The sequence below is a fragment of the Methanosarcina sp. UBA5 genome, assembly GCF_002505485.1.
Classification (GTDB): domain Archaea; phylum Halobacteriota; class Methanosarcinia; order Methanosarcinales; family Methanosarcinaceae; genus Methanosarcina.
In genome coordinates this window covers 38,807-61,003 of record NZ_DAVG01000062.1, presented here as the reverse complement: position 1 = coordinate 61,003, position 22,197 = coordinate 38,807, and the positions used below count along the sequence as shown (strand labels likewise).

18 protein-coding genes and 1 pseudogene are annotated in these 22,197 nt (G+C 39.7%); 17 read left to right on the top strand and 2 right to left on the bottom strand.

From position 1 onward, the window contains the following. The first annotated feature begins 6 nt into the window (after positions 1 to 6). The 4 genes and pseudogenes from BP621_RS06180 to BP621_RS06165 all read left to right on the top strand — a co-directional run bounded on the left by BP621_RS06180 (position 7) and on the right by BP621_RS06165 (position 4,878). Positions 7 to 729, top strand: coding sequence for a DNA alkylation repair protein (locus BP621_RS06180; protein WP_292388554.1), 723 nt, complete (start codon positions 7 to 9; stop codon positions 727 to 729). 1,207 nt (positions 730 to 1,936) lie between these two features. After that, positions 1,937 to 2,788: pseudogene (locus BP621_RS06175) on the top strand (UbiA family prenyltransferase). Positions 2,789 to 3,491: 703 nt separating this feature from the next. After that, positions 3,492 to 3,659, top strand: coding sequence for a hypothetical protein (locus tag BP621_RS06170; protein WP_292388553.1), 168 nt, complete (start codon positions 3,492 to 3,494; stop codon positions 3,657 to 3,659). Positions 3,660 to 3,822: 163 nt separating this feature from the next. Next, positions 3,823 to 4,878 (top strand): Acg family FMN-binding oxidoreductase, encoded by a 1,056-nt coding sequence (locus BP621_RS06165; protein ID WP_292388552.1) that lies wholly within the window; start codon positions 3,823 to 3,825, stop codon positions 4,876 to 4,878. 258 nt (positions 4,879 to 5,136) lie between these two features. Here BP621_RS06165 and BP621_RS06160 read toward each other — a convergent pair whose 3' ends face one another. Further along, the gene (locus BP621_RS06160) at positions 5,137 to 5,535 is read right to left on the bottom strand and encodes a cupin domain-containing protein (RefSeq protein ID WP_292388551.1); all 399 of its coding nucleotides are present in this window, start codon (positions 5,533 to 5,535) and stop codon (positions 5,137 to 5,139) included. A 955-nt stretch (positions 5,536 to 6,490) separates the two neighbouring features. Between BP621_RS06160 and BP621_RS06155 the strand changes: the two genes are divergently transcribed. Next, entirely contained in the window at positions 6,491 to 6,847 is a 357-nt protein-coding gene (locus BP621_RS06155) for a hypothetical protein (protein WP_292388549.1), read from the top strand. A gap of 1,374 nt (positions 6,848 to 8,221) precedes the next feature. Next, positions 8,222 to 8,530 carry a hypothetical protein gene (locus BP621_RS06150; RefSeq protein WP_292388548.1) on the top strand — a complete coding sequence of 103 codons (309 nt, stop codon included), beginning with the start codon at positions 8,222 to 8,224 and terminating at the stop codon, positions 8,528 to 8,530. A gap of 1,400 nt (positions 8,531 to 9,930) precedes the next feature. Here the strand turns inward: BP621_RS06150 and BP621_RS06145 are convergent. After that, positions 9,931 to 11,172 carry a cation:proton antiporter gene (locus BP621_RS06145; protein ID WP_292388547.1) on the bottom strand — a complete coding sequence of 414 codons (1,242 nt, stop codon included), beginning with the start codon at positions 11,170 to 11,172 and terminating at the stop codon, positions 9,931 to 9,933. A gap of 515 nt (positions 11,173 to 11,687) precedes the next feature. On the opposite strand from BP621_RS06145, the gene BP621_RS06140 reads away from it, so the two are divergent. From BP621_RS06140 to cfbB, 11 genes are all read left to right on the top strand, one after another. Further along, complete coding sequence (locus BP621_RS06140) at positions 11,688 to 11,831, top strand: hypothetical protein (protein WP_292388545.1); 144 nt, start codon at positions 11,688 to 11,690, stop codon at positions 11,829 to 11,831. A 230-nt stretch (positions 11,832 to 12,061) separates the two neighbouring features. Further along, positions 12,062 to 12,322 (top strand): hypothetical protein, encoded by a 261-nt coding sequence (locus BP621_RS06135; RefSeq protein ID WP_292388544.1) that lies wholly within the window; start codon positions 12,062 to 12,064, stop codon positions 12,320 to 12,322. A 560-nt stretch (positions 12,323 to 12,882) separates the two neighbouring features. Next, positions 12,883 to 13,110 carry a ChaB family protein gene (locus tag BP621_RS06130; RefSeq protein ID WP_292388543.1) on the top strand — a complete coding sequence of 76 codons (228 nt, stop codon included), beginning with the start codon at positions 12,883 to 12,885 and terminating at the stop codon, positions 13,108 to 13,110. 709 nt (positions 13,111 to 13,819) lie between these two features. Continuing rightward, positions 13,820 to 14,689 carry a transglutaminase-like domain-containing protein gene (locus tag BP621_RS06125; protein ID WP_292388542.1) on the top strand — a complete coding sequence of 290 codons (870 nt, stop codon included), beginning with the start codon at positions 13,820 to 13,822 and terminating at the stop codon, positions 14,687 to 14,689. 258 nt (positions 14,690 to 14,947) lie between these two features. Beyond that, positions 14,948 to 15,427, top strand: coding sequence for a hypothetical protein (locus BP621_RS06120; RefSeq protein ID WP_292388541.1), 480 nt, complete (start codon positions 14,948 to 14,950; stop codon positions 15,425 to 15,427). A 129-nt stretch (positions 15,428 to 15,556) separates the two neighbouring features. Next, a complete protein-coding gene (locus tag BP621_RS06115) occupies positions 15,557 to 16,027 on the top strand; it encodes a DUF2267 domain-containing protein (RefSeq protein ID WP_292388540.1) in 471 nt (156 codons plus the stop codon). 228 nt (positions 16,028 to 16,255) lie between these two features. Beyond that, on the top strand, positions 16,256 to 16,648 hold the full coding sequence (gene cfbA / locus BP621_RS06110) for a sirohydrochlorin nickelochelatase (protein WP_292388539.1): 393 nt from the start codon (positions 16,256 to 16,258) through the stop codon (positions 16,646 to 16,648). Between the two features lie 26 nt (positions 16,649 to 16,674). Then, on the top strand, positions 16,675 to 18,234 hold the full coding sequence (cfbE, locus tag BP621_RS06105; protein WP_292388537.1) for a coenzyme F430 synthase: 1,560 nt from the start codon (positions 16,675 to 16,677) through the stop codon (positions 18,232 to 18,234). A gap of 404 nt (positions 18,235 to 18,638) precedes the next feature. Next, a complete protein-coding gene (gene cfbD / locus BP621_RS06100) occupies positions 18,639 to 19,751 on the top strand; it encodes a Ni-sirohydrochlorin a,c-diamide reductive cyclase catalytic subunit (protein WP_292388536.1) in 1,113 nt (370 codons plus the stop codon). A 37-nt stretch (positions 19,752 to 19,788) separates the two neighbouring features. Beyond that, positions 19,789 to 20,586, top strand: coding sequence for a Ni-sirohydrochlorin a,c-diamide reductive cyclase ATP-dependent reductase subunit (gene cfbC / locus BP621_RS06095; RefSeq protein WP_292388534.1), 798 nt, complete (start codon positions 19,789 to 19,791; stop codon positions 20,584 to 20,586). A gap of 94 nt (positions 20,587 to 20,680) precedes the next feature. After that, the gene (cfbB, locus tag BP621_RS06090; protein WP_292388533.1) at positions 20,681 to 22,168 is read left to right on the top strand and encodes a Ni-sirohydrochlorin a,c-diamide synthase; all 1,488 of its coding nucleotides are present in this window, start codon (positions 20,681 to 20,683) and stop codon (positions 22,166 to 22,168) included. The last annotated feature ends 29 nt before the right edge of the window (positions 22,169 to 22,197 follow it).

The following is a 22,197-nucleotide window of genomic DNA, read 5'->3' as shown; positions in this document are numbered from 1 at the left end:
AGAACTGTGGAACCTAATATTATATCCAGGATCAGAGAGGAGCTAGCCCTCAGCGTGGATGAGAAAACAAAATCCAGTTCGTCTCGCTTTTTTAAAGAAGAAGTCCGCTGCTACGGAGTAAAGACTGCGCTTGTGAGAAGAATTGCGAAAAGTTACTTTAATGAGATCGAGTCCGAAGACAAAAAAGAGATCTTTTGCCTGTGCGAGGAACTCTTTCGGTCCGACTACTGCGAGGAAGCCTATATTGCAGCCGAGTGGGCTTACCAGGTAAGAAATGATTACTCCGAAGACGATTTTCTTACCTTTGAGCACTGGGTTGAAAACTACGTTAACAACTGGGCGAAGTGTGACACTCTCTGCAACCATGCAGTGGGCTCTTTTATAGAGAAATTTCCGGCATATGTGGAAAAACTCAAGGTCTGGGCCCTGTCGGACAACAGATGGGTAAGGCGAGCATCTGCAGTAACCCTGATCCTGCCTGCCCGAAAAGGCAATTTCCTTGAAGAGGTTTTTGAAATCTCTGATCTCCTGCTCAAAGACAGAGACGACCTGGTACAGAAAGGCTACGGTTGGATGCTTAAAGAAGCCAGCAAATCCCACAGGCATGAAGTCTTCGAATACGTGATGAATAACAAAAAAGAGATGCCCAGAACCGCCCTTAGATACGCTATAGAGAAAATGCCCGAAGACCTGAGAGCCAGAGGTATGGAAAAAAACTGGAAAAAATAAGGCCGAGTCCAAGAAAAATCCGGGAAAAATAAGGGAAAAATAAGGGAAATTTTATAGAAACCCGAAAAAATAAGAAAATATTAGAGATTATAGACAAAAAAGTTAGAGGTAGAAGGGAGTAAGGAGCCTTTCCGACACAATACCCCCATATTGCATCTTTGTCCCTTACTCCCCGAGTGTTCCCCTCTATTCCTGTATCTTTTGCCTGCAACTCAATTCTGCAGGAGCTCATTCACACAATTTTGGTCTACGTTACAGTTAAAAGGATCTCTTCACAAGTATTTTGTTCTATTTACCCAGCTATGATACGAATTTAACACTTAGAGACGTTTTAATAATAACGTTCTCGCCAGCTTGATTTTTTAGAGATTTTTTCAACTGTTTGATATTTTTAAGAGATTTGAGCTTCATTTTTTGAGAAAAGATGTGAATGATCAGGGAGAAAAGTAAGAGAACAGGTTGTTGAGGGTTTTATCTGATCAAAAAAGGTGTTCCCTGATTGGTCTTCCACTAAAACAAGGATTGAAACGCTATCCATACCCAATCTACAGTTCCATTAAAGGTTCTCTAAAAGACTGTAGAACTTCAAAACTTCCCTCAACAAACTTAATATACTGATTACTGTTATTTTTATTTTAATTCACTTATTTTATGTGCTTCTGCATTTTCAAGCACAAAGTGGAAGGGGAACTTAGTTTAGGTTTTATTTATAATAATGCCGAAATTAGAACTCTTACGAGCTTCAATATCAAAAACGGATGGGAAAAATGATAGAAAATATTTGGATAATTATTCCTAATATAATAGCGTCGTACATGGTCATGGTCAATAAAGCATTCTATGCCAACGTGATTTACTGCTTCGGTTATCTTTTATTCATCTGGCATAATTATAATTCTGGTGACCGCTCACAAATGATTTATTTTACAATTTTAGAAGTAATGTCAATTGCTGGGGTTTTTTTATATCTATATACCACCAGAAAAGCGACTGGAATTAATGAAAAGAAGAACAACAGTAACGTGTGATCTAGAGCCAGGTAAGAGTATTGCAGTAGCTTATCTCTTGTACTCTGCAACCAAAAAGAAATTATGTTAGTTGTTTATGAGTTTGTGAGAAGAAGTAGAAAATTAATGAGTAAGCCCTTAAGATCCACTTCAAAATTCACTCAAAAAAATTAAAACATTTCGTTACTTATAATACTTTTATGCTTAGGCCGAAAATTCTAGGGCTGTTCCGCTTATTCCGTTTTGAACTACCATTTACTGCAGGAGTGTGCGTGATATTAGGGGAATTACTGGCATTAGGCGCACTCCCTACCACAATGGAAATTTTATTAGGGTTTCTAAGCATTTTTTTCATTTCGGCTACGTCTCTGATCCTTAACGACTATTTTGATCTCGAAATTGACAAAATAAACGCGCCAGAAAGACCCCTCCCAGCAGGCCTTGTTACTGAGGGAGAAGTCATTCTGCTCTCCATTGTTGTGGCAGTACTTGGACTTATCACAGGCTACCTGATTAGCTTAGAGGCTTTACTAGCAGTTATTCTGGTCTGGGCAGTGGGTTTTCTTTACAACTAGCGGTTCAAAAAGGATGGACTTATTGGAAATCTGATGGTAAGCTTTTCGGTTGGTATGACTTTTATTTTTGGCGGTATAGCAGTAAACAAACCATTTGAAATAATAGTCTGGTTTTTCGCAGTTATATTAATGCTTACAGATTTAGGAGAAGAGATTGCGGCAGACGCTATGGACATTGAAGGCGATAGTCAGGCAGGATCCCGTTCCTTAGCCCTGGTACTTGGTCGCGAAAACGCATTGAAAATCAGCGGAGCAATTTTCTTACTGGTAGTTGTTGCAAGTAGCTTACCGTTTTTGTTAGGCTGGTTAGAGTGGATTTATCTTTTTCCCATTTTACTAATAAATTTAGTTATTCTGTACTCAACAGGAAAATTATTAGACTCAAAAATAGTAAATCGGCGAATTTATATTCGCTGGATATACCTGACTGGATTAGTGGCATTCTTAATTTTCATAATCATTCGAATGGTCAAGTGAAAGTATGGTGGCAGTTTGATTCTAAGTTTCTCAACACCTCGTGCATCGGACAAGTACGGGAATTCGTCTACAACTTTGGGGATTATGCCCAACAGTGGATTCGGAGTCCGTTGTTTTTTCCGACCAAACTCCCCTTTAACGGTAGCGCCAGACATTGATCAGAAATTTATCCCGTCCAGCTGGTTGGTGAGCAAGATCCATTAAAACAAAGATTGAAACATCCATTCATCTCTTCAAACGTGTCTTAAAATTAAATTTGAGTCCTGCAATTGGGATAGGACTTACGCACTTGAAATTAAAAACATTAGCATTTAGCCGTTAAATTTCTAAAGTGTAATTTTAATCAATGATGGTTATTACATTTGATTTTATATATCGAGTGCGTAGCCATATGGGATGAAACAGCATCTTTAAAATCAATGTGTACCTGAATTGCCGAACAAATTTACGGTATGATTTTTAAAGTTTAACATTGCCATTACCTAATTGTATGAACGATTTGAATTTTAAGACAGCCTCTTAGATATTTATCAGTATCTCATTAGTGAGAAAAATTCATTAAAACACAGATTGACTACCAATCGTATAATATTCGCTTATTATACTTAATATTCACTGACCTTACTTATTTATTTTAAAGTACGATTCAATAAAGCAATGATTGAAACGGCTGTAAGATAGATTAAAGAGTAGATTAAATTGGATGGTATGTATGTTGAGAGAGATAATCAATACAATTTGGATGGATATTGTTTATACTGTAGCAGTCTTGGCAATTGCTGTGGTTTATATAACCCACTACAAGAATGCAGACAAAATAAATGATATTGTTTCTTCAGCTGCATCCAGGCTGGTAGATAATTTCGAATGATGGATGAAATATATTTTTCACTGGCGATAATAAGAAATAGGTATTCAAGAGTAAGATACATTTAAACAAGGACTGAAACTCTTATCCAGCAGATAAACATCTAGCTGAGCATATAACGTCCTAGCAGGCCAAACTTGTAAATATTGAAATATTTGCTCGGGTTATGCGCTTTCTTTCACATTCCATTATTGCTGGAAGAAATGTAAAAATAGTAAAACCCCTCTTTTTAAATATTTTATACACCATTGCAGGTGAACCGATGCTGCTGGATATGACAGAATTTTTACATCACGCGATAATGGCTTTTTCAGGGCATAATACTCAGCCCTGGAAGTTCAGAGTAAAGGAAAACCTGATTCTTATTTATCCTGATCTTTCAAGGAGACTTCCGGCTGTTGACCCTCTGGACAGGAAGCTATACATAAGCCTTGGATGTGTACTGGAGAATCTGGTAATAGCTGCCGGGCATGAAGGTTACAGGACACTGGTGGGATACTCTTTTCAGAATGGTGCTATTTCTGTAAATCTTGAGCCTGCAGATGGCAAAATCGATGATGACCGGCTTTTCAATGCTATCCCGATAAAGCAGAGTACTCGAAGACAATATGATGGAAGATCTATTACTGAAGCTGACGTGGAAAGGCTTGCATCACTGCCATTAGAGCAGGGAGTGTCGGCGCTTTTTGTGGCAAACCCAGAAAAAATAGAAAGAGTAATAGGGCTTGTTAAAGAAGGCAACAACATACAGATGAATGACCGGAATTTTATACAGGAGCTAGTTTCATTGATAAGGTTCAACGAGGCTGAAGCAAACCGATATCGTGATGGTCTTAGCTCAAAAGCCATGGGAAATCCTTCCTTGTCTCGCATAATAGGGAAACTGTTCATGAAATTCTTTTTGGACGCTAAGGGTCAATTGAAAAAGGATGAAAAGTACATAAGAAGCTCGTCTGCATTGATGATCGTACTGCCAGAGAAAAATGACAGGGATTCTTGGATCAAAACCGGGCGAAGCTTTGAAAGGCTAGCATTATGTGCCACCATTCTTGGTATAAAAAATGCCCACACAAATCAGCCATGTGAAGTACCGGAACTCAAAAAGAAGTTACAGAAATTATTGTCCGCAGGCAACATGCACCCCCAGCTTTTACTGCGTCTGGGATATGCAGAGCCTCTTTCTAAATCTCTAAGAAGATCTGTATCCGAAGTTATAATCTGAATATCGTCCGGTTTAGCGGGCAATCACTGGTTATTGCTACTCCAGAGAATTGGCCAATTTATTGAACTTGTGCAGCTATGGAGGTAATGGTTTCTATCTAGAGTAATGCTGAATAATTATATGGAAACTATTCGAGAGCATGATCCACTAAAAAGGATAAAGCAAACTACAACTACAAAAAGAGAAAACATAAAAGATTTTTACAAAAGATAAAGCATTATATTTTGGATTTTCAATGCTCGTAGCAGGAATAAACTGTTATTCCGTAGTTACTCCATCGAATTCCACTTCATTGGCTTCGGCTTCTTCTTTCGTTTTGCGCATGATTCCATCCTTGTGATGCGCCGGCGAATAGATCGTATAGAGTTTCAGTTCCTCCGTTTCCGAAGTGTTGATGACGTTATGCTGAGCGCCGGCCGGAACGACCACCGCAACGCCGTCATGGAGTTTGTATTCGTTGCCGTCAATTATGCACTTCCCCTTCCCCTGCTCAAAACGGAAAAACTGGTCGTTTTCCTCATGCACTTCCATCCCGATTTCTTCCCCGGGTTTGAGGCTCATAAGTACCAGTTGGCTGTACTTTGAGGTATAGAGTACCTTGCGGAAATTGCCATTTTCCAGAGTAGCTTCTTCGATATTTATAGAAAATCCTTTCATATATTTTCATTTATAGTTAGTTGTATATAAGAGTATTTGAGGACAACATTTACCAAAAATACACTTTTTGAGGGATTGAGAATATCAGTTGGCCAACTTTAACCTGAGTTACTTATTTATGTTCCTGAATAAGGTTCATTGAAACAAGAATTAAAATAAATATCGGATTCAAGAGTTTAATAAAAGTATTATAATATTAAGTTAAAGGAAAGAGATAAAGGCAGCATGACAGAAGCCCGCGAGATCCCTTCCCCCAAAAAGCAATTGAGAAAATATTACGCATGGGTTTTGATAATAGCCTGCTACTCAGTATTCGATCTGTATACAGATCCAGGAAGACAGTAGCCTCTAGCTCCTATAATCTTTATTTTGCTCTGATGGAGCTCTCCCTCTGCTGGTTCATCAAGAAGACAAATGGCACTATTAAAAGCAATGGGATAGATCCTGATGGGCCGTTCGAGTTAAAATTTAAAACTCAATCTCAGGCAAGAACCGCATTAATGGTTTTTCCTGTTTGGAATGCTTTCTTTTGCGAACCTCATAATTAATTTTACGGGGCCCTTTAAATAACTATATATGGATTGGTCGATTTATTAGAAGTGAGTTCGTAATGCTTGAAATTTATGCGAATAATGAAAGGACTTTATATAAATTTATTAAAAATAGTTCCCATCTGTTAGCCTGATCTGAAAATATAACAGCCTCCAATTTTACTTCAAAAGCTTAATATACTTGTAAATACTATTTTTATATATAAGAGTTTATATTTATGCTGTGCATTTTTATCATGCAAAGTGTGAAAAGCGCTTGATTTAATTTTTTATGACAACTAATATTCATAACTCATAGTTTAAAAATCATAGTTTAGTATTTCTACAAATTTGAAACTCTTGTATCTGCAAATCTAAGGTAGATTGCAAAAATCAAAGTCATTTAAAAAAAGGAAGCGAGGATTTTGGATACTCAAAAAATGATGGACCTTATTAGGAAATTTAATATTTTTATTGAAAGGAATAAAGACAATCAGGCTTATTCAGACTTTAAAGAAGGAGTTAATAAAGGCCTAGATATAGCTAAATACACTTTCGAGGATAATCTGGAAAAACTCTCTCTTTCCTACTCGGACGAAGACCCGGCTGAAAAAATAAGAGGCATGGAGGATAACTTTAACCAGCTCTTAGACGGCATTGACCTGTCAAAAAAGCCGAATTGCTCGGAGCAGCGCCTGGATGGAGTGCATACCGGATTTGAAAAATCTAAAAAAATATTTAAAGAATTCATAACCGAATCATTTCCCCTGGAGAACACATAAAAAGCCTTATGACTTTAATTAAGTTTAGGAGCTCTATCTTTGAGGGAATTTAAAGTTCTATTTTTATAGTATGAGTTTAAAGCCTCTATTTTTTGATTGAACTTAAAACCTCTATTCCTTTTTTACTGAGCTTAAAACCTCTATTTTTTATTAAGCTTAAAACCTCTATTTTATGATTGAACTTAAAAACGCTGATTTTTAAGACTATTACTGGCTTTTTAATCTCAACACTGCTCTTTTTCTATTGAAAATCAATAAGGGTAGATTATTGATAGACAAACGCCGCAACAGAAAACAAGGACAACGGTAATATGTCGACCGGAGAGAACTTGATAACCGAAGAAAACAAATAGTCTACATCTAGGAGAAGAATTAAATTTAGAGGAGAACTCGAGCAGATGAAATAGGTAGATTTGAACTCGCACCCCATGAGTCAGGGCACATTTAACTGCAGATGTGGAGAGCATCACACTAATCAGAGCCTTGCCAACAGGGAGGAAAAAGCTGAGGTTAAAAACCTCTGGTAGATAATTTACCTACGGAAATTACAGTCCTCCCAGAGAGAGAAAAAATAAGCCGGAAAATTAAAAGATTCGATAGCAAGAGATATAATAAGTGGGATTGAAACGATTTTCTTCCGAACTGCCCTGCTGGCGGCGCAAGTATTAAAATAAGTCTGAAACTCTTAAAGATTGAAACGTACCGAAAATGATAAAAAGGATGTTACATTATCGTGCTTTTAATATCATATGAAGGCAAATAGGAGTAACTAAGACGTCACCAATCGAAATACAAACCTCAGTATGTGCATTGTTGTTTATGTCTATCTGTGTAGCAACTTTGTTCTTCAGCTGTAAGCTTTTTGCCTGGAGATATTCAAATTACAACAAAGTTAACAAAGTTATGAAACTAATAAGTATAATAAAGTATGATAGAGTATAATAAAATATAAGGAAGAAATAAATACAGTTTTTCATTTTTTATAGCTGGCTTTATACAGCATTAATTCTTTCCATTTTTTCATTTTCTTTATTATTTTTATATTTTTAATTTTTTACACTCTCTGCGTTCTCCATATTTCATATCTATATATTCTATCAGGATGTGCCTATTCTATCAGGATGTGCCTATTCTATCAGGATTGCCATATTATTCAAAGAATTCGACAGTTGAACTTCTTACTCTCAAGCAAGGTCTATAAAATAGAGATTTAAACTATTCTGGAGAAGCATAAGATATAATTATCAGGATTCGCAAGCAAGAACAAATATAGAAAATGTTGAAAGCTAGGCAAAATAGATATATAAAATTGAGTATATAAATTTCCATGCAATATTTAGTTAAATGGAAATTTTTCAGTCGTAGGGGGAAATTATGAACCAGAAAGAAGACAAGACAATGTTTGGTGTCTGTCCGAACTGCGGAAAGCCATTCAGGATAGAATCAACTGGTGGCGGGGAAGAATGGCGCTACTGTGCAGAGGTTTGCATAAACCCTGCAGCAATACCAACAGGAGCAAGGTTGCAGCCCGATCAGGCTACATTACGCTACGTAGACGGAAATATGAATGAGTACATGCGAGAAGAATATATCAAAGTTCATGGCATTGATCCTCTGCCCATCTGGAGAGCAATGGAGAAATGGCGTGAAGAGCAGATAAGCAAGTGGAAAATAAAGACTTAACATTCCTCAGCCTAAATTTTTAATTTTTACAGATAAATATTTTTTGCTTTTTTACTCTTATTTTTTTGCTACTTTTTATTTTTTACTTATTATTTATTTCCTTGCTTTTATTATCTTTCAAGCCTCTTAATTTCAATTCAATTCTTCCAGGCATACCGAATTTGCGATCAAGATCTGCTAGCACATAAGTAAACTGTCTGCTGGGGTAGAGAATATGTATTGTATCCTGAAATGATCTCACAGATTCAAAACTATATAACAAATTATGGGTAGGGGGTTTTCAATGACCCCAATTAGCATTATCTGGTTGAGGAGAAAACGAAAGAAAGCATATAAAAATATGTAAATTAATTATCTGAAAATGAGATTAATTCAACAAAGAATTAAAACGCCTTTTTACTGCTATATTAGTTTTTTTTCGTTTTTAAAAATAAGGGAGAGGGTAGATTGTAGGGACAAAAAGCAAAAGATGCAGTCAGAGTGTTCAAGTAAGCTAATTGAGAGAAATAAGGAGACACAATCTTATTAAGACTATATAGAAGGAATAAATTAGGTAGAAGGAGTAAATTAGAGGCTTAAAATCTCCAAGGATGCTTTTGGAGAATGCGGAAAAGTTTGTTATTTTAATTCAAATAACTCAAGTGAAGATAGGGATGTAAAGATAAAGAGCTTACAGGGCAGATTTGACCTCCTTCTAGATATAATTATTGTCACCGAAAAACCGCGTTACACCAAACACCACTTGGACGGAATAAATGAAGGATTTGAAAAATAGAGAAAGTTGTTTGCAGGATATATAAAAGAATTTATATAAATCGGTTAAAATGTAAGAATCCTATTTTTGATAATAGACGCTTTTAATATATTTATCTATTATCATTTAAGGCTACTCCCCGTATTTCTAATAGCTCAGATAATCTATTCAAAGCGTATTTTTTTTCGTTTATCGAAATCTGTAATTTGTTAACCTCGGCTTCTAATTGCGCGATCTCGATTTTTAACTGTAGTATCTGCTCTTTAATAAGATCATTACTTTGCATTATATCCGCCCAATAATTATGTATTAACCCCTTAACTCAATAATATTGCTTATGTAAATTCTATATGTAAATCAATGCTATGTGTAAATCAACCTATATTATAGATCAATATCATGTATAAATCAGTACGTTTTCACTATTTAGATATTTACTTTTCTACATAATGCCATCATTACTTATTTTTCAGGTCAGCCTCAAGGCAGTTCAAACATCATCATTAAAAATTCGCTGATAGGGTCCACTAAAGCAGGAATTAAAGCTTCTAACTTAAGGCTTACATTTCTCTAAATAATTAAAAAATTTCTTGAAGCAGAGATTAGAATAAGAACTCCCTTGCCTCTGAAAAAGATTTAATAGTATTTAATCCGCCTCATAATGACCAAAACCACTTAATCGGCTGACTGCCGGACCTGTTAAAACGGATGTCAGCAGCGCCATAATAATCAAAGCCACAAATATGTGATCGTCGATAAGTCCAGCATCTTTGGCGACAGTAGCAAGTATCATTTCCATAGCACCCCTTGCATTCATGGCAATCCCTATGACGGCAGACTGCTTCAGTGGCAGCTTGCTGATCATCAAGCCAAGCGTCACACCAAGTATCTTTCCAATACATGCAATTATAAGGACTATAAGCACGATGGTGAGGTCAAACGATGCCGCGAAATCCGCTCGCAGTCCAATTGAAACAAAGTAGAGAGGAGCAAAAAAATACATGACGAACTGATGGATCATCTCATGCGCGTCATCACGTTTTTCCAGACCCTGAGAAAATGCCAGGCCAACCAAGAAAGCGCCAAAGACAGCGTGTATCCCGATAGCTTCCGCACAAGCTGCAGCTAACAGAATAAGGACTGTTGTTATTCCAAGGAACGAACCAGGCCGCAGATCTAATTTCAACCATTTAAGAGCTTTCTGCGCCAGAGTCCGGCCTACCGTGAGCATGAAAGCAAATAGCAGAAGTACCAGAATGAAAGTCATATAAGGCGGAATGTCCAGTATACTCTCAGGCGCGAAACTGCTCAAAATAAAGGCAAATAGCGACCACCCTACTAGATCATCAATGGTTGCGGCGCCGGTAATGATCATCCCCATATCTGTCTTCATCAAATCCAGATCCATAAGAGTTCTAGCAATAACCGGAAGGGCGGAGATTGACAATGCTGTTCCCATAAACATCGCGAAAAATAATAATCTACCCTGAAAATGCTCCCTCCACATATCTGGGAACACGAAAATCATTCCGAAACCCAATATAAATGGTATCAATATCCCCATTAAACTTGCCCAGGCTATGTTAAAGCTTCGTTTCTTAATTAGCCCCAGGTTCATCTCCAGACCTGCTGCGAATAAAAAAAACAGCATGCAAATCTGGATAAGGGCCTCCCTGCCATCGAAAATGGCCCCCGATCCTGGAAACAGCCAGTTATAAGTGCTTGGACTAAGCCATCCCCAGATTGTCGGACCAAGGATGATACCGCCAAAGAGTTCACCCAGGACCGCAGGAAAACGGAGCATACGCATTACATGCCCGCATAACAGTGCCATAAAGAGCATCACAGCGATCTCTAGGAAAAAGATCATCATATCCATCGGCGCCATAAAACCTTACCTCAACTTTTTACATTTATCCCGGCTACTTTCAGAATCATATTGCAGTGGAATAAATAAATTCTCTATACAATTATTATGCATACTTTTTCGATGGCAGCCTTGTATGAGAATACAAGGAGGAATCCATATTGGGCTTTATATAATTATTAATATAATATTAAACCGTTGGTTAGAGATTAAGGAATTTTCTCGCTTACCACTGTCGATTTTGAAGTAAAATTTTTGCCAGTTCAAACCCAGAAATGGAATTGATATTTCTCCAGCTTTATAAAAAGAAAATTTTGGAGACACTTATAACAGCAGGATAACTCCGCTTGCATCATAATTTAATAGCTGATAAAAAGCTGACTCTGAACCACTTAACCCACTAAAACCGCCGACAGTAATCGAGGCCTTCCGAGATCGGTGTCCGACACTCGCTATAGCTGGTACTCTGAACCATTCTGAGGTCCTGAGAGTGGCTGACCTGCTGTCAAACAGGTAAAGAGAGCAAAAAAATTATTGTGGCCGATACTGCGCATGTGCCAAACGTGGAAAAACCTGCAGAATTTAATCGGCTTGTGCTGGATTTCTTGAATTGTGTTATAGGCCTTAAATCCCGAAAGCCAGAAGCTTACAGTTCTAAGCCCACTAAAATCAGGTCTTGAATCTGCAAGATTGTAAGTTTTGTCAAAGGGAAGCCGCTTTTCGTCTATCTCTTCCGCCTCAAAAGTTTGGGTTTTTAGTTAGAAAGTCGAGCTATATATAGAAGGTCAATATAAGATTAATATAACGTTATAAGCAAAAGCTTATAAAAATAATTAAATTTGATTATTAATGAGCTTTTATTTTTTAAGTGCTCAGTCCAAATAGACATGCACATTTGAGGGGGAGTACTGTGTCAGTTAAAATCGAATGGCAAATTTTTAAAGCCGAAACCCAGAGCGACGGTACCTGGAGCTCGAACAGCCCTGCCCTTGCGGAGCTGCTCAATGCCATAGCAAGCCCGGATAAAATTAAGGAACCTGCTCTGGATATTGAGGACGCTATGGCCCATCTGGCCATCAAAGGGTTACCGTATTTCAGAATAATCGAGGTCACTTCTGGGAATACCAGGGGGAATAACAGCATTAAAAAGTCTTCCGTGACCATATGCTAGCATGAACTCTCAGGTAAAACCCAGTAAAAACAAGCAGTTTGTGTTCGGTCAAAACGCGATCTGAAGGAAATGTGTCATTTTCATTGTATTTCTGTAAATCTACAGCGTAGAAAAAGAATAAAACACTTTAATCTTTATATTAAATTACATTATTTTTATTTTATAAAATTGTAGAATGTACGTTTGATTTACAATTTTTTAATCCGATGCAAATGGAAAAAAAGTTGAACTGGACGATAAACTAAAAATTTGTTTTATTTCTAAAGGTACCTTTTTATAATCTCATTTATTCTCCATTTTGAGATAGCTGTAAGCACAGGATACTTTTAAAGCACTGAATGTTTCCTTTTACCCAGTCACGAGAGTGCCTTCAGCGCTGAATACCACTCGCAAGCTTCAACTGTTGTACGCGTGTAACTGAAAAAGTCCTCAGGATACAAGTATCAGTGATGTAAGATCAAAGAGCTTCTGATGAAGACCCCAGGAAGAGCGTACTGATTCAGCCATGGTTTATACAAAATCTTTTTAAAAAATAATCTCCCATATTTGTTGGGGGATAAATGCCATATAAAACTAATTCCGAACTGCCTGAGACAGTTAGGGAAAACTTGCCGGAGCACGGACAGGATATTTACAGAGAAGCTTTCAATAGCGCCTGGGAAGAATATAAAGAGCCTTCCGAACGACGGGGAGATAATACAAGAGAAGAAACTGCCCATAAAGTTGCCTGGAGCGCGGTTAAGAAAGTATACGAGAAGGATTCTAATGGAAACTGGGTAAAAAAATAAGGTTTTGATTTTAGAGTTCTGCCTGTTTATCTTTTGAGTCCTTTTTTATGAATGTTCTGTCCTTATCAGCAAGACAGCCAGCTTTAAGATAGCTGTGATGCTCTTACTGTGAATAGAATAGCAAGTGCCCTCCTATCAGCAGGATAACCAGCTTGAAGATAACTGTGATGTTGCTTAACTGTTAAAGGCCTGAAAATTGAGGCAATATATTTGAGGATATAAGAAAAACAAGAGAAACCTTACATTTTAAATAATTAGACAATGTATTTAATATAAGTGGGAAGGTGTAAAAATGAACATACTATCCCTTATAATAAATACTAAATGCGAATACTGTACTTCATGTCCGCATTTTCAGAGAGGAGGCAAATACTGTGAAGGATTGGACTACTGCAAGTGCGGGCTGTTTTTGAAAAGGAAAAGAGGAGTCTAAAATATTTAGATCTCGCTCTTGAAGTACTGGCTTTCTGTCATTATGCTATAGTCTCAAACATTTTAAGTTTATAGAGGTTGGAGCTTAGAAGTTTGAATATAGAAATTATTTTTAGAAGTTATAATTTACAAGTTATACCTGCAATCTTTTTCTAAAAATAAGATAGCTTACAAATTTATACTTTGCATGTTTATAGCTACAAACTTGTGTATATAAATTAAGACCTTATTTGTTCTGCTTATAATTTCAACTATATTGATCCAGGGAGTCGACAAAGTGATCAGGAAGAAATTTTTCAAGTTATTAGGTCTCCTTCTTCTTTTTGCACTTGTTTCCGAATGTGTAGATTATGCTGCTACCGATAAAATTCCTGTTTTAGATCTGAATCCCGAAGATCGGATAGAATATTTACAGAATTTAACACCCGACAAAATGGATATCCCTTTGCCTGATGAGACAGAGGCAGAAGAACAAAATAAGACAGAAGAAAATGAGAGCGTTGCATACCTGGCCGATTCTATTTCTCCTGAGATACCAGAGGTTCCGACTTATTCCGAAGAAAAAACAAATGTCGTTTATCCCAAGGAATACAGGCGATTGTCCCTGAATTTTCAGAGAGGTATCGGGTCAGGAAATGAGAAAATCGCATCCGAGGTTTTCAATATAACCGGAAAGACCTCAGGATACAATATTAAAGACGCCTGTGATGTTTTTGATTACGTGAACCAGCACTGGGAGTACCGTTATGAAAAAAAAGGCGAGTTTTTTTTCGGGGCCGCTCAGACTATAAACGAAGGTTATAAAGGAGACTGTGACGACTATTCAATAGTTATTTCTGCCCTTTTAAAAAATATGGGGTTCAATACAAGAATCGTTACTGCAACAAACGAGAGCTACGGGCACGCGTATCCTGAACTTTACATAGGAGATAATCAGGAAACTACATCTGAAATTATCAGGTATTTACAGGGTAGATATTCCTACGCCGAAAATATCTGGTACTCAGGCAGAGAGCTTGAAGGCGGGAAGCTTCAATACTGGCTGAATTTTGACTGGAGCGGGTCAAATGGATACAGACACCCTGGAGGCATATATTTTGAAGGAGCAGAGGTAATTTACTACCCTGATGGACTAATCGAGTTATGAGTCAAGAGTTAAATCGAATTTACCTTCAGAATCCGTTTTTTGCAAGGAAAAAATTAATTTTTTTCTTGCAATAGCTCAGAAGACAAACAAAAATGGGGGAAAAGCGTGTTTACTTCTATTTTCCATTACAAAACCAAGTCTTGAAACTAAGTTTTTATGATTTACTTTCTTTATATGCGCATACCTATACCCTTTTTTAGTAAAAGGCAACTCAAATCTGATTATACTTTAAAAAAGATTGTTAAGCGGGGGAATTTCATGGAAGTGAGTGATTACAGCGAACTTGTGAGAGGAGATCGGGTACGGGCTAATACGCCTCCTGAGATTAATCAGGCAATCAATATAGAGATAGCTGCAATGGTCAGGTTTTATGCTGGCAAGACCGACTATGAAATAGGTAAAAGAATTGAAAAGCTTAATAAGGAGTGGGATATAGGACGCATTATTGAAATCCGCGCATCTACGGCTTCTTTGATTGGAATAATACTTTGCTTAAAAAGAAGTAAAGTATGGCTCATTTTGCCCACAATAGCTTTAACCTTCCTGCTCCAATACGCTGTGCAGGGCTGGTGCCCTCCTGTATCTATACTAAGAAGATTTGGCTTCCACACTAGACAGGAAATAGATCTGGAAAAATATTCACTTAAAGCTTTGCGCGGAGATTTTGATGAAATCTCATATCAAGATAACAATACAAGCCGCGCAAAAAAGGTTATAACTGAGAGTAGAAGTATTTAGCAAATTCAGTAAATAACAAATGCAGTAAAATGCAGCCTTCTAATTTTGTTCTTAGATATTATTATATAAGTACAGACCATAATTCATCGAACGATATTAAATTGCCTAACAACATTTAATTTTCAAGCTTTGGGGGGAGTTGAAACGACTACGGGAGTAAAGAATCTTGACAATAGTATAGACTTAACCAATGTATGGCTCAGGGATATTCTGAGCCAGTTGAAATGGCAGAGCAAGGATAGTGCATATCAGGCACTGAGGGGTACATTGCACGCGATAAGGGACAGGCTTCCGGCAGAGGAAGCGGTTGATCTTGCTTCACAGTTGCCCCTTATAATTAAAGGAATGTATTATGATGGCTGGACTCTCAGGGATAAACCCGAGAAATTCAAAAAAGAGGAGTTTGCAAGAAGGGTGCACGCACAGTTTGAGTTCGATGACAATGTAAACCCGGCTGAAGTTATTCGGGCTGTCCTGCGGGTCATGTACAGGCACATGGGAGAAGGCGAACTTCGGGATGTAAAATTCAATATGCCAAAAGAGATTCAGGAATGGTTTCCGGAAGAAATCCCCCGAAAGGATGAAAACACATGCATTTAAACTGAAATTTTTCTTTGGAATCCTTTAACCTTTATATGTATTTCGGGTTTCTTTTTTCCTTCTCTTTCTTGTAAAAATATTTATCATTCAATTCCTTTAAAACTTTCTCTCGCTGTTCCTTTTTCAAAAGGATTATATCATATAAATCCTAACTATGTTAAACTCTTCATTATTACAAATCCGAACGATTGTGTTAAACCTGAACAGACAGAGATTGAGGTTTTAAAAATGACAGAAAAACTCGGAATTCTGGCCATAGGCCACGGGAGCAAGCTGCCTTACAATAAGGAAGTAGTCACTCAGATCGCAGATTATATAGCACGGAAACACTCGGATGTCGTTGTCAGAGCCGGCTTTATGGAAAACAGTGAGCCAACCCTTGAAGAAGCAATTGAAGGTTTTTCAGGCACTGGCGTGACAAAAGTTGCAGCAGTACCGGTTTTCCTGGCTTCAGGAGTTCATATCACAAAGGATATCCCTGGGATCCTGAGCCTGGATGAAAAGGGTTGTGGTACCCTAGAAATTGACGGAAAAGCGGTTCCTCTGTGCTATGCAAAGCCTCTCGGAGCCGATGAGCTTATTGCCGACCTTGTGTTTAAAAGGGTTCAGGAAGCCCTTTAAATTCATACTTGGGGTCCGGTTTTATCATGGACCTGTATCGGAAGAAGTTCGCCGTGCTCGACCTTACCCACGGCGGCATTCCCATCGCAAAAAGCCTTGCAGCCGCTGGAAATGAAGTAAGCGGAATAGATGTATACGAGACAGTCAAGCCTGAAATACTGCTTGAACTGGAGGAGAAATACGGGATACACTGCTCAAAAACTCCTCTTCCTGCCTCAGGATTCGACCGAATTGTAGCGCCTGTGCACCTTGATTCTGCTTATCCAATGCTTGTAGAAGCCAGGGCGCAGGAAAAAAACATTCTTTCGCACCATGAAATTGTTGGAGAGATTCTCAAAGGTGATTCAAGGCTTTCAGGCATAAAAACGGTCGAGGTTACTGGCGTAAAAGCAAAAACAAGTACTTCGTCCCTCCTGGCCGATATGCTCTCCAGGCAGTTTGAAGTAGTGCTGCACACTTCACGAGGGCTCGAATACTGGAAAGCGGGCACTTCTTCACTCATCCACAAGGGCTTGAGCATAACTCCTGGAAGCATTCTGGTTGCAGTTGAGAAAACTTTCGAGGCCGGGTTCATACCGGATTTTTTTATCTTCGAAGTCTCAATCGGAGGCACAGGCACTGCTGACCTAGGAATTCTTACAACCCTCTCCCCAGACTACGGGATTGCAAATAATACAACCCTTGCAAGCGAGGCAAAACTCCAGCTTGTTAAGCACGCAAAACCCGGAAGCACCCTTCTAATCAATGCAGGGGCCAAAAAAGCCATTAAAGCTGCAAAAACGGATCAGGTAAAGGTTTTAACCTTTAAAGATCCATTCAGCTACCAGATTTCCTTGATCCCAGGCCAAATAGTCGACTTTATTCTGGAAACCAGACCCGGGACTTTAGCCCTATCAGTTTCCTCAGATTTGATAACGCCTTCAGGTTTACCAAAGTCGACCAATCTATCAGGTTTATCAGGGTCATCCGGTCTATCAGGCTCATCAATCCCAGTAGGCTCACCCGAAATCCAGGCTTTCCCGAGATCTTCAGGTTCTTGCGTTCGCTTTTTGTACAGAGGAAAGGAAATTTTTTCCGCATCCCTCCGCCCAGGGTACAATATTTCAGCTTACAGGACTGCCTTTGTCGCAGCATCGGCAGCCGCCCTAGAACTTGGAATTGAACCTGAAGCTGTTATTTCGGCAATTGAAGGTTTCGGAGGGCTTTCAGGCAGAATGCAGGAAAAGGAAATGAACGGTATCTCCCTGATAGACAATTCCAACTCCGGCATGGACATTCTCTCGGCCGAAAAAGCCCTTGATTACGCTCTCCTTAAGAGAAAAGACGAAAAAAAGGAAGGTATTATCCTCATGCTTGGAGAAGAAGCTTCTCAGGTCTGTGAAGGGCTGCCTCCTGAACTCGTGCAGGACTTTGTAGAAAAGTTCGGTACAAAGTGTAAGCAGGTTATCCTGGTAGGAGAACGGATGAAGGCAGTAAATGGGAAAAACATTTCTTATGCACGGAATCTTCCTGAAGGGCTTTCAAAAGCCTTGGAATTTGCGGGAGGCAATGATATAATACTCTCTTCGGTAAAATGCTTTCGTTAAAATTGTATTAAAATTATATAAGGAGGCTCCTCGCTGAGGAATCGTTGAGGAATTGTTGAAGAATTCCCAGGCAATTCCGGCTAATTCCCGGCAATTAAGAGAGCTACTCAGGAATTTCTGCCCAAGATAACAATCTCGAATATAAAATTTGGGTCTGAACCTATCTCGGATACAGGCGAGAAAAAGGCTGCAGGAATTTGCCGAAATTTTTATGATAGAGTTTTATACAGGCTCTTTCAATCTGTATTCGTTTCCGTTACTTGCTTTAAATCCAACTGATCGTGTTTCCCAACCCCACTTGCGGTACAGGCAGTAGTTCATATCCTGAGGTTACAGAAATTTTCAGGGAAATGCGTTCTATTATTCTTATCAATATTCCTATTATCTAAATAAGAGGATTTGTCATGGCTGGAAAAGAGATTTCAATCATTCATCCCCGCCCAAGTTCCATAGTTGCGGCTCTTTACACTCTGAGAGACTTAAATGTCGATGTTGCTATCCTGCATGGGCCTCCCGGGTGTTCTTTTAAACATGCAAGGCTGCTCGAAGAAGACGGTATACATGTCGTTACCACAGGCCTTGACGAAAACTGTTTCGTTTTCGGAGGGCATGACAGGCTTGTACAACTTATTAACAAATCTGTGGAACTGTTTAACCCTAAAATTATCGGTGTGGTAGGAACCTGCGCTAGCATGATTATCGGAGAAGAAATGCATGACGCCGTGCTCGAGGCAAATCCTGATGTCCCTGTAATCGAAGTTGAGGTGCACGCAGGCTATCACAATAATACAAAAGGAGTACTTTTTGCCCTGGAATCCGCACTCGATGCAGGGATTATTGACCACAAAGAGTTCGAGCGCCAGGAGTACCTCCTTGCAAAAGCCACAGAAGTGGAAAAAAGGTTTGGGGCTGCAAGCAGGGAATACCTTGCTCCCTCCCGCGGAGATGTCAAATACAAAGCCGCACAGCGTGTAATTCAACTCCTTAAGGAAGGCAAAAAGGGCCTTGTCATCATGAATGCCAAAAAAGAAACCGGCTACATGTTTGCAGACATTACCCTTGCAGTCAACGAGGTTGCAGCAGCTCTCGGGAAAAAAGAAAACCTTATCAATATGGCAAATATTGACCCGAAGCTCGGACTTCCCAGAGTAAGGCAGCATGCCGAATATATAATGAGAGACCTCAAAGCACATGGAGTTGAGGTGCATGAAATCATTGGCGGCATGGACGAGTATCCAGTTGCAGGGGAAAAGGTCAGCGAATTAATAAAGGAAAAGTACAGCGATTTCGACTTTGCGGTCATTACGGGTGTTCCGCACGCAATCCCTATGGAGCACATAAAAGATATGGAGCTTATTTCGATCACTAACGGCCCGAGACAGGTCCTGCCCCTAAAGGAGATGGGGCATGAGTATGTACTAGTAGAAATTGACCTCCACCCGAAAACGCTGGGAGTCAGTGAGATTGTTGAATCCGAGTTTGGAGCTACCTTAAGGGAAGTTGCAAAGGAAGCCTGAGCAAAAAGAGTCAGGATAAAATCAGGAGGAAAATCCTTTGAAAAACCAGAAGATCATAGCGATCTACGGAAAAGGCGGCATAGGTAAATCGAGTACGGCTTCAAACGTTGCCGCCGCCTGCGCCGAGGCAGGAAAAAAGGTCATGATAATAGGCTGCGATCCTAAAAGCGACTCATCAATCACCCTTCTTGGAGGCAGGAGAATCCCAACAATTCTCGACCTTCTGCGTGAGGGTGTGGATGTAAAGGAAGAAAATGTAGTCTTTGAAGGATACGTAGGAGTCAAATGCGTGGAAGCAGGCGGCCCCGAACCTGGCATAGGTTGTGCAGGGCGAGGAATTATTGTTGCCATCCAGAAATTGAAAAGCATTTCAGGAGATCTCTTAAAAGAGCAGGATTTGATCATTTACGATGTACCCGGAGACATAGTCTGTGGAGGGTTTGTTGCCCCTGTCAGGAAAGGATTTGTAAATGAGGCTTATGTCCTGACCTCAGGAGAGTACATGCCCCTTTATGCAGCAAATAATATCTGCAAAGGCCTATCGAAGATAGGAATGCCGCTTAGCGGGGTAATCTGCAATTCAAGAAATGTGAGCAGGGAAGAAGAGATCGTTTCGAAGTTTTCTGAGGAGATCGGCAGCCAGCTTATGGCTTTTATCCCTAAGAGACAGACAGTTCAGGACTGTGAAAGGGAAGGTTACTCGGTAATGGAAAAGGCCCCCGAATCCGATATTGCAGACATTTACCGCAAGCTTGGGAAAGCAATCCTTGAAAACAAAAAAAGAGCTACAGCCGATTCCCTGAGTGATGAGCGGTTGAGGGAATTGACGAAATGAACCAGAGCGGCAATCATTGATGAAATTGCCATAAAAACTGAAAAGGTAAATTGACTATATAAACGTCGTGCAAAACACATTAGGGGTTTCAAAAATGCTTAACGACAAGCCAGCCTTAACTGGGAATATTCCCAGGGTTCTCATTTCCGCAGACCGTTCCTCCTCAGGCAAGACTACAATCTCTATGGGCCTGATGGCTGCTCTCGTTTCAAGAGGATACAAAGTCCAGCCCTTTAAGGTCGCCCTGGATTATATAGACCCGAGTTATCATACTGAAATAACTGGCAGGTTCTGCCGGAACCTTGACGGTTACCTGATGGATGAGAATGGGATTCTGGATGTCTATGCCCATGCCTGCGAGGCTGGTGAGAAGGCAGATATTGCGATTATTGAAGGGGTTCGCGGGCTTTATGAAGGCTTTGAAAGCTTAAGTGACCTTGGAAGCACTGCCCAGATCGCAAAGATCCTTAAATGTCCTGTAATCTTTGTAATCAATGCCCGGAGCATTACCCGCTCGAGTGCTGCCCTTGTCAACGGATACAGGAACTTCGACCCTGATGTAGAAATTGCAGGAGTTATCCTGAATAACATAGGAAGCCGCCGCCATGCCGAAAAAGCAAAAGAGGCAATTGAGTATTACACAGGCGTTCCGGTTATAGGAATTGTTCCAAGAGACCCCGCGATGCAGATTTCCATGCGCCATCTAGGGCTTATGCCAGCTCTTGAAGGCAGACGGCGGCTCGGAGATGGAGGCTTTGAAGCCCGCCTTCACGGAATTAAGGAAATCATCAATAAAGGAATTGATGTAGACCGCTTTCTGGAAATTGCAAAAAGCGCAAAGCCCTTGAAAAGCCCTGAGAATAGCGTTTTTTACTATGTTTCCGATGACGGAGTATCCAGGCCAAAAATAGGGGTCGCTCTTGATGAGGCTTTCAACTTCTACTATCGCGATAACATTGATCTCCTGAAACTTACAGGTGCAGAAATCGTTTACTTTAGCCCTGTTAAAGACCCCTCCCTGCCTGAGATTGACGGACTTTATATTGGGGGCGGTTATCCCGAACTCTTTGCATCCGAACTTGAAGCTAACGAGTCCATGCGCCAGGATATCAAAAAGGCATCTGCTGCAGGCATGCCCATTTATGCCGAGTGCGGGGGGCTTATGTACCTTACGGAAAAAATAAGCACAGGAGTCCCCGGAAAAGGCACCTATCACGATGCCTCAATGCCGGAGTCTACATATTCAATGGTCGGGGTGCTCCCAGGGCATACTATTATGGGGCAGACAAGAGTGGTAAGCTACAATATCGGAACCCTTAATAAGGACTGCCTTATCGGGAAAAAAGGCAACAGCTTCAAGGGACACGAATTTCACCATTCAGAAATAAGGGAAATTCCCGAAGACGCTGAATTTGCAATAACCCTGTCAAGGGGAACAGGCATAAAGGACGACAGGGACGGACTCATTTCTGGAAATACCCTCGGCTCTTATGCCCATCTGCATGGAGTTGCATACCGGGAACTTGCGAGCTCACTTGTAGAGGCTGCAAGGAAGTTTCGGGAATCAAGGCTTTTTCCATGATGTGTGCAGGCTCCTCTATGGACACATCT

Bases quoted from the DNA above. Each gene is read 5' to 3' on its own strand.
- BP621_RS06120 (WP_292388541.1), top strand. From the start codon at position 14,948: ATGGAAGTGAGTGATTACAGCGAACTTGTGAGAGGAGATCGGGTACGG.
- cfbA (WP_292388539.1), top strand. From the start codon at position 16,256: ATGACAGAAAAACTCGGAATTCTGGCCATAGGCCACGGGAGCAAGCTG.
- BP621_RS06145 (WP_292388547.1), bottom strand. From the start codon at position 11,172: ATGGCGCCGATGGATATGATGATCTTTTTCCTAGAGATCGCTGTGATG.
- cfbE (WP_292388537.1), top strand. From the start codon at position 16,675: ATGGACCTGTATCGGAAGAAGTTCGCCGTGCTCGACCTTACCCACGGC.
- BP621_RS06170 (WP_292388553.1), top strand. From the start codon at position 3,492: ATGGTATGTATGTTGAGAGAGATAATCAATACAATTTGGATGGATATT.
- cfbD (WP_292388536.1), top strand. From the start codon at position 18,639: ATGGCTGGAAAAGAGATTTCAATCATTCATCCCCGCCCAAGTTCCATA.
- BP621_RS06160 (WP_292388551.1), bottom strand. From the start codon at position 5,535: ATGAAAGGATTTTCTATAAATATCGAAGAAGCTACTCTGGAAAATGGC.
- cfbB (WP_292388533.1), top strand. From the start codon at position 20,681: ATGCTTAACGACAAGCCAGCCTTAACTGGGAATATTCCCAGGGTTCTC.
- BP621_RS06165 (WP_292388552.1), top strand. From the start codon at position 3,823: ATGCGCTTTCTTTCACATTCCATTATTGCTGGAAGAAATGTAAAAATA.
- BP621_RS06150 (WP_292388548.1), top strand. From the start codon at position 8,222: ATGAACCAGAAAGAAGACAAGACAATGTTTGGTGTCTGTCCGAACTGC.
- BP621_RS06130 (WP_292388543.1), top strand. From the start codon at position 12,883: ATGCCATATAAAACTAATTCCGAACTGCCTGAGACAGTTAGGGAAAAC.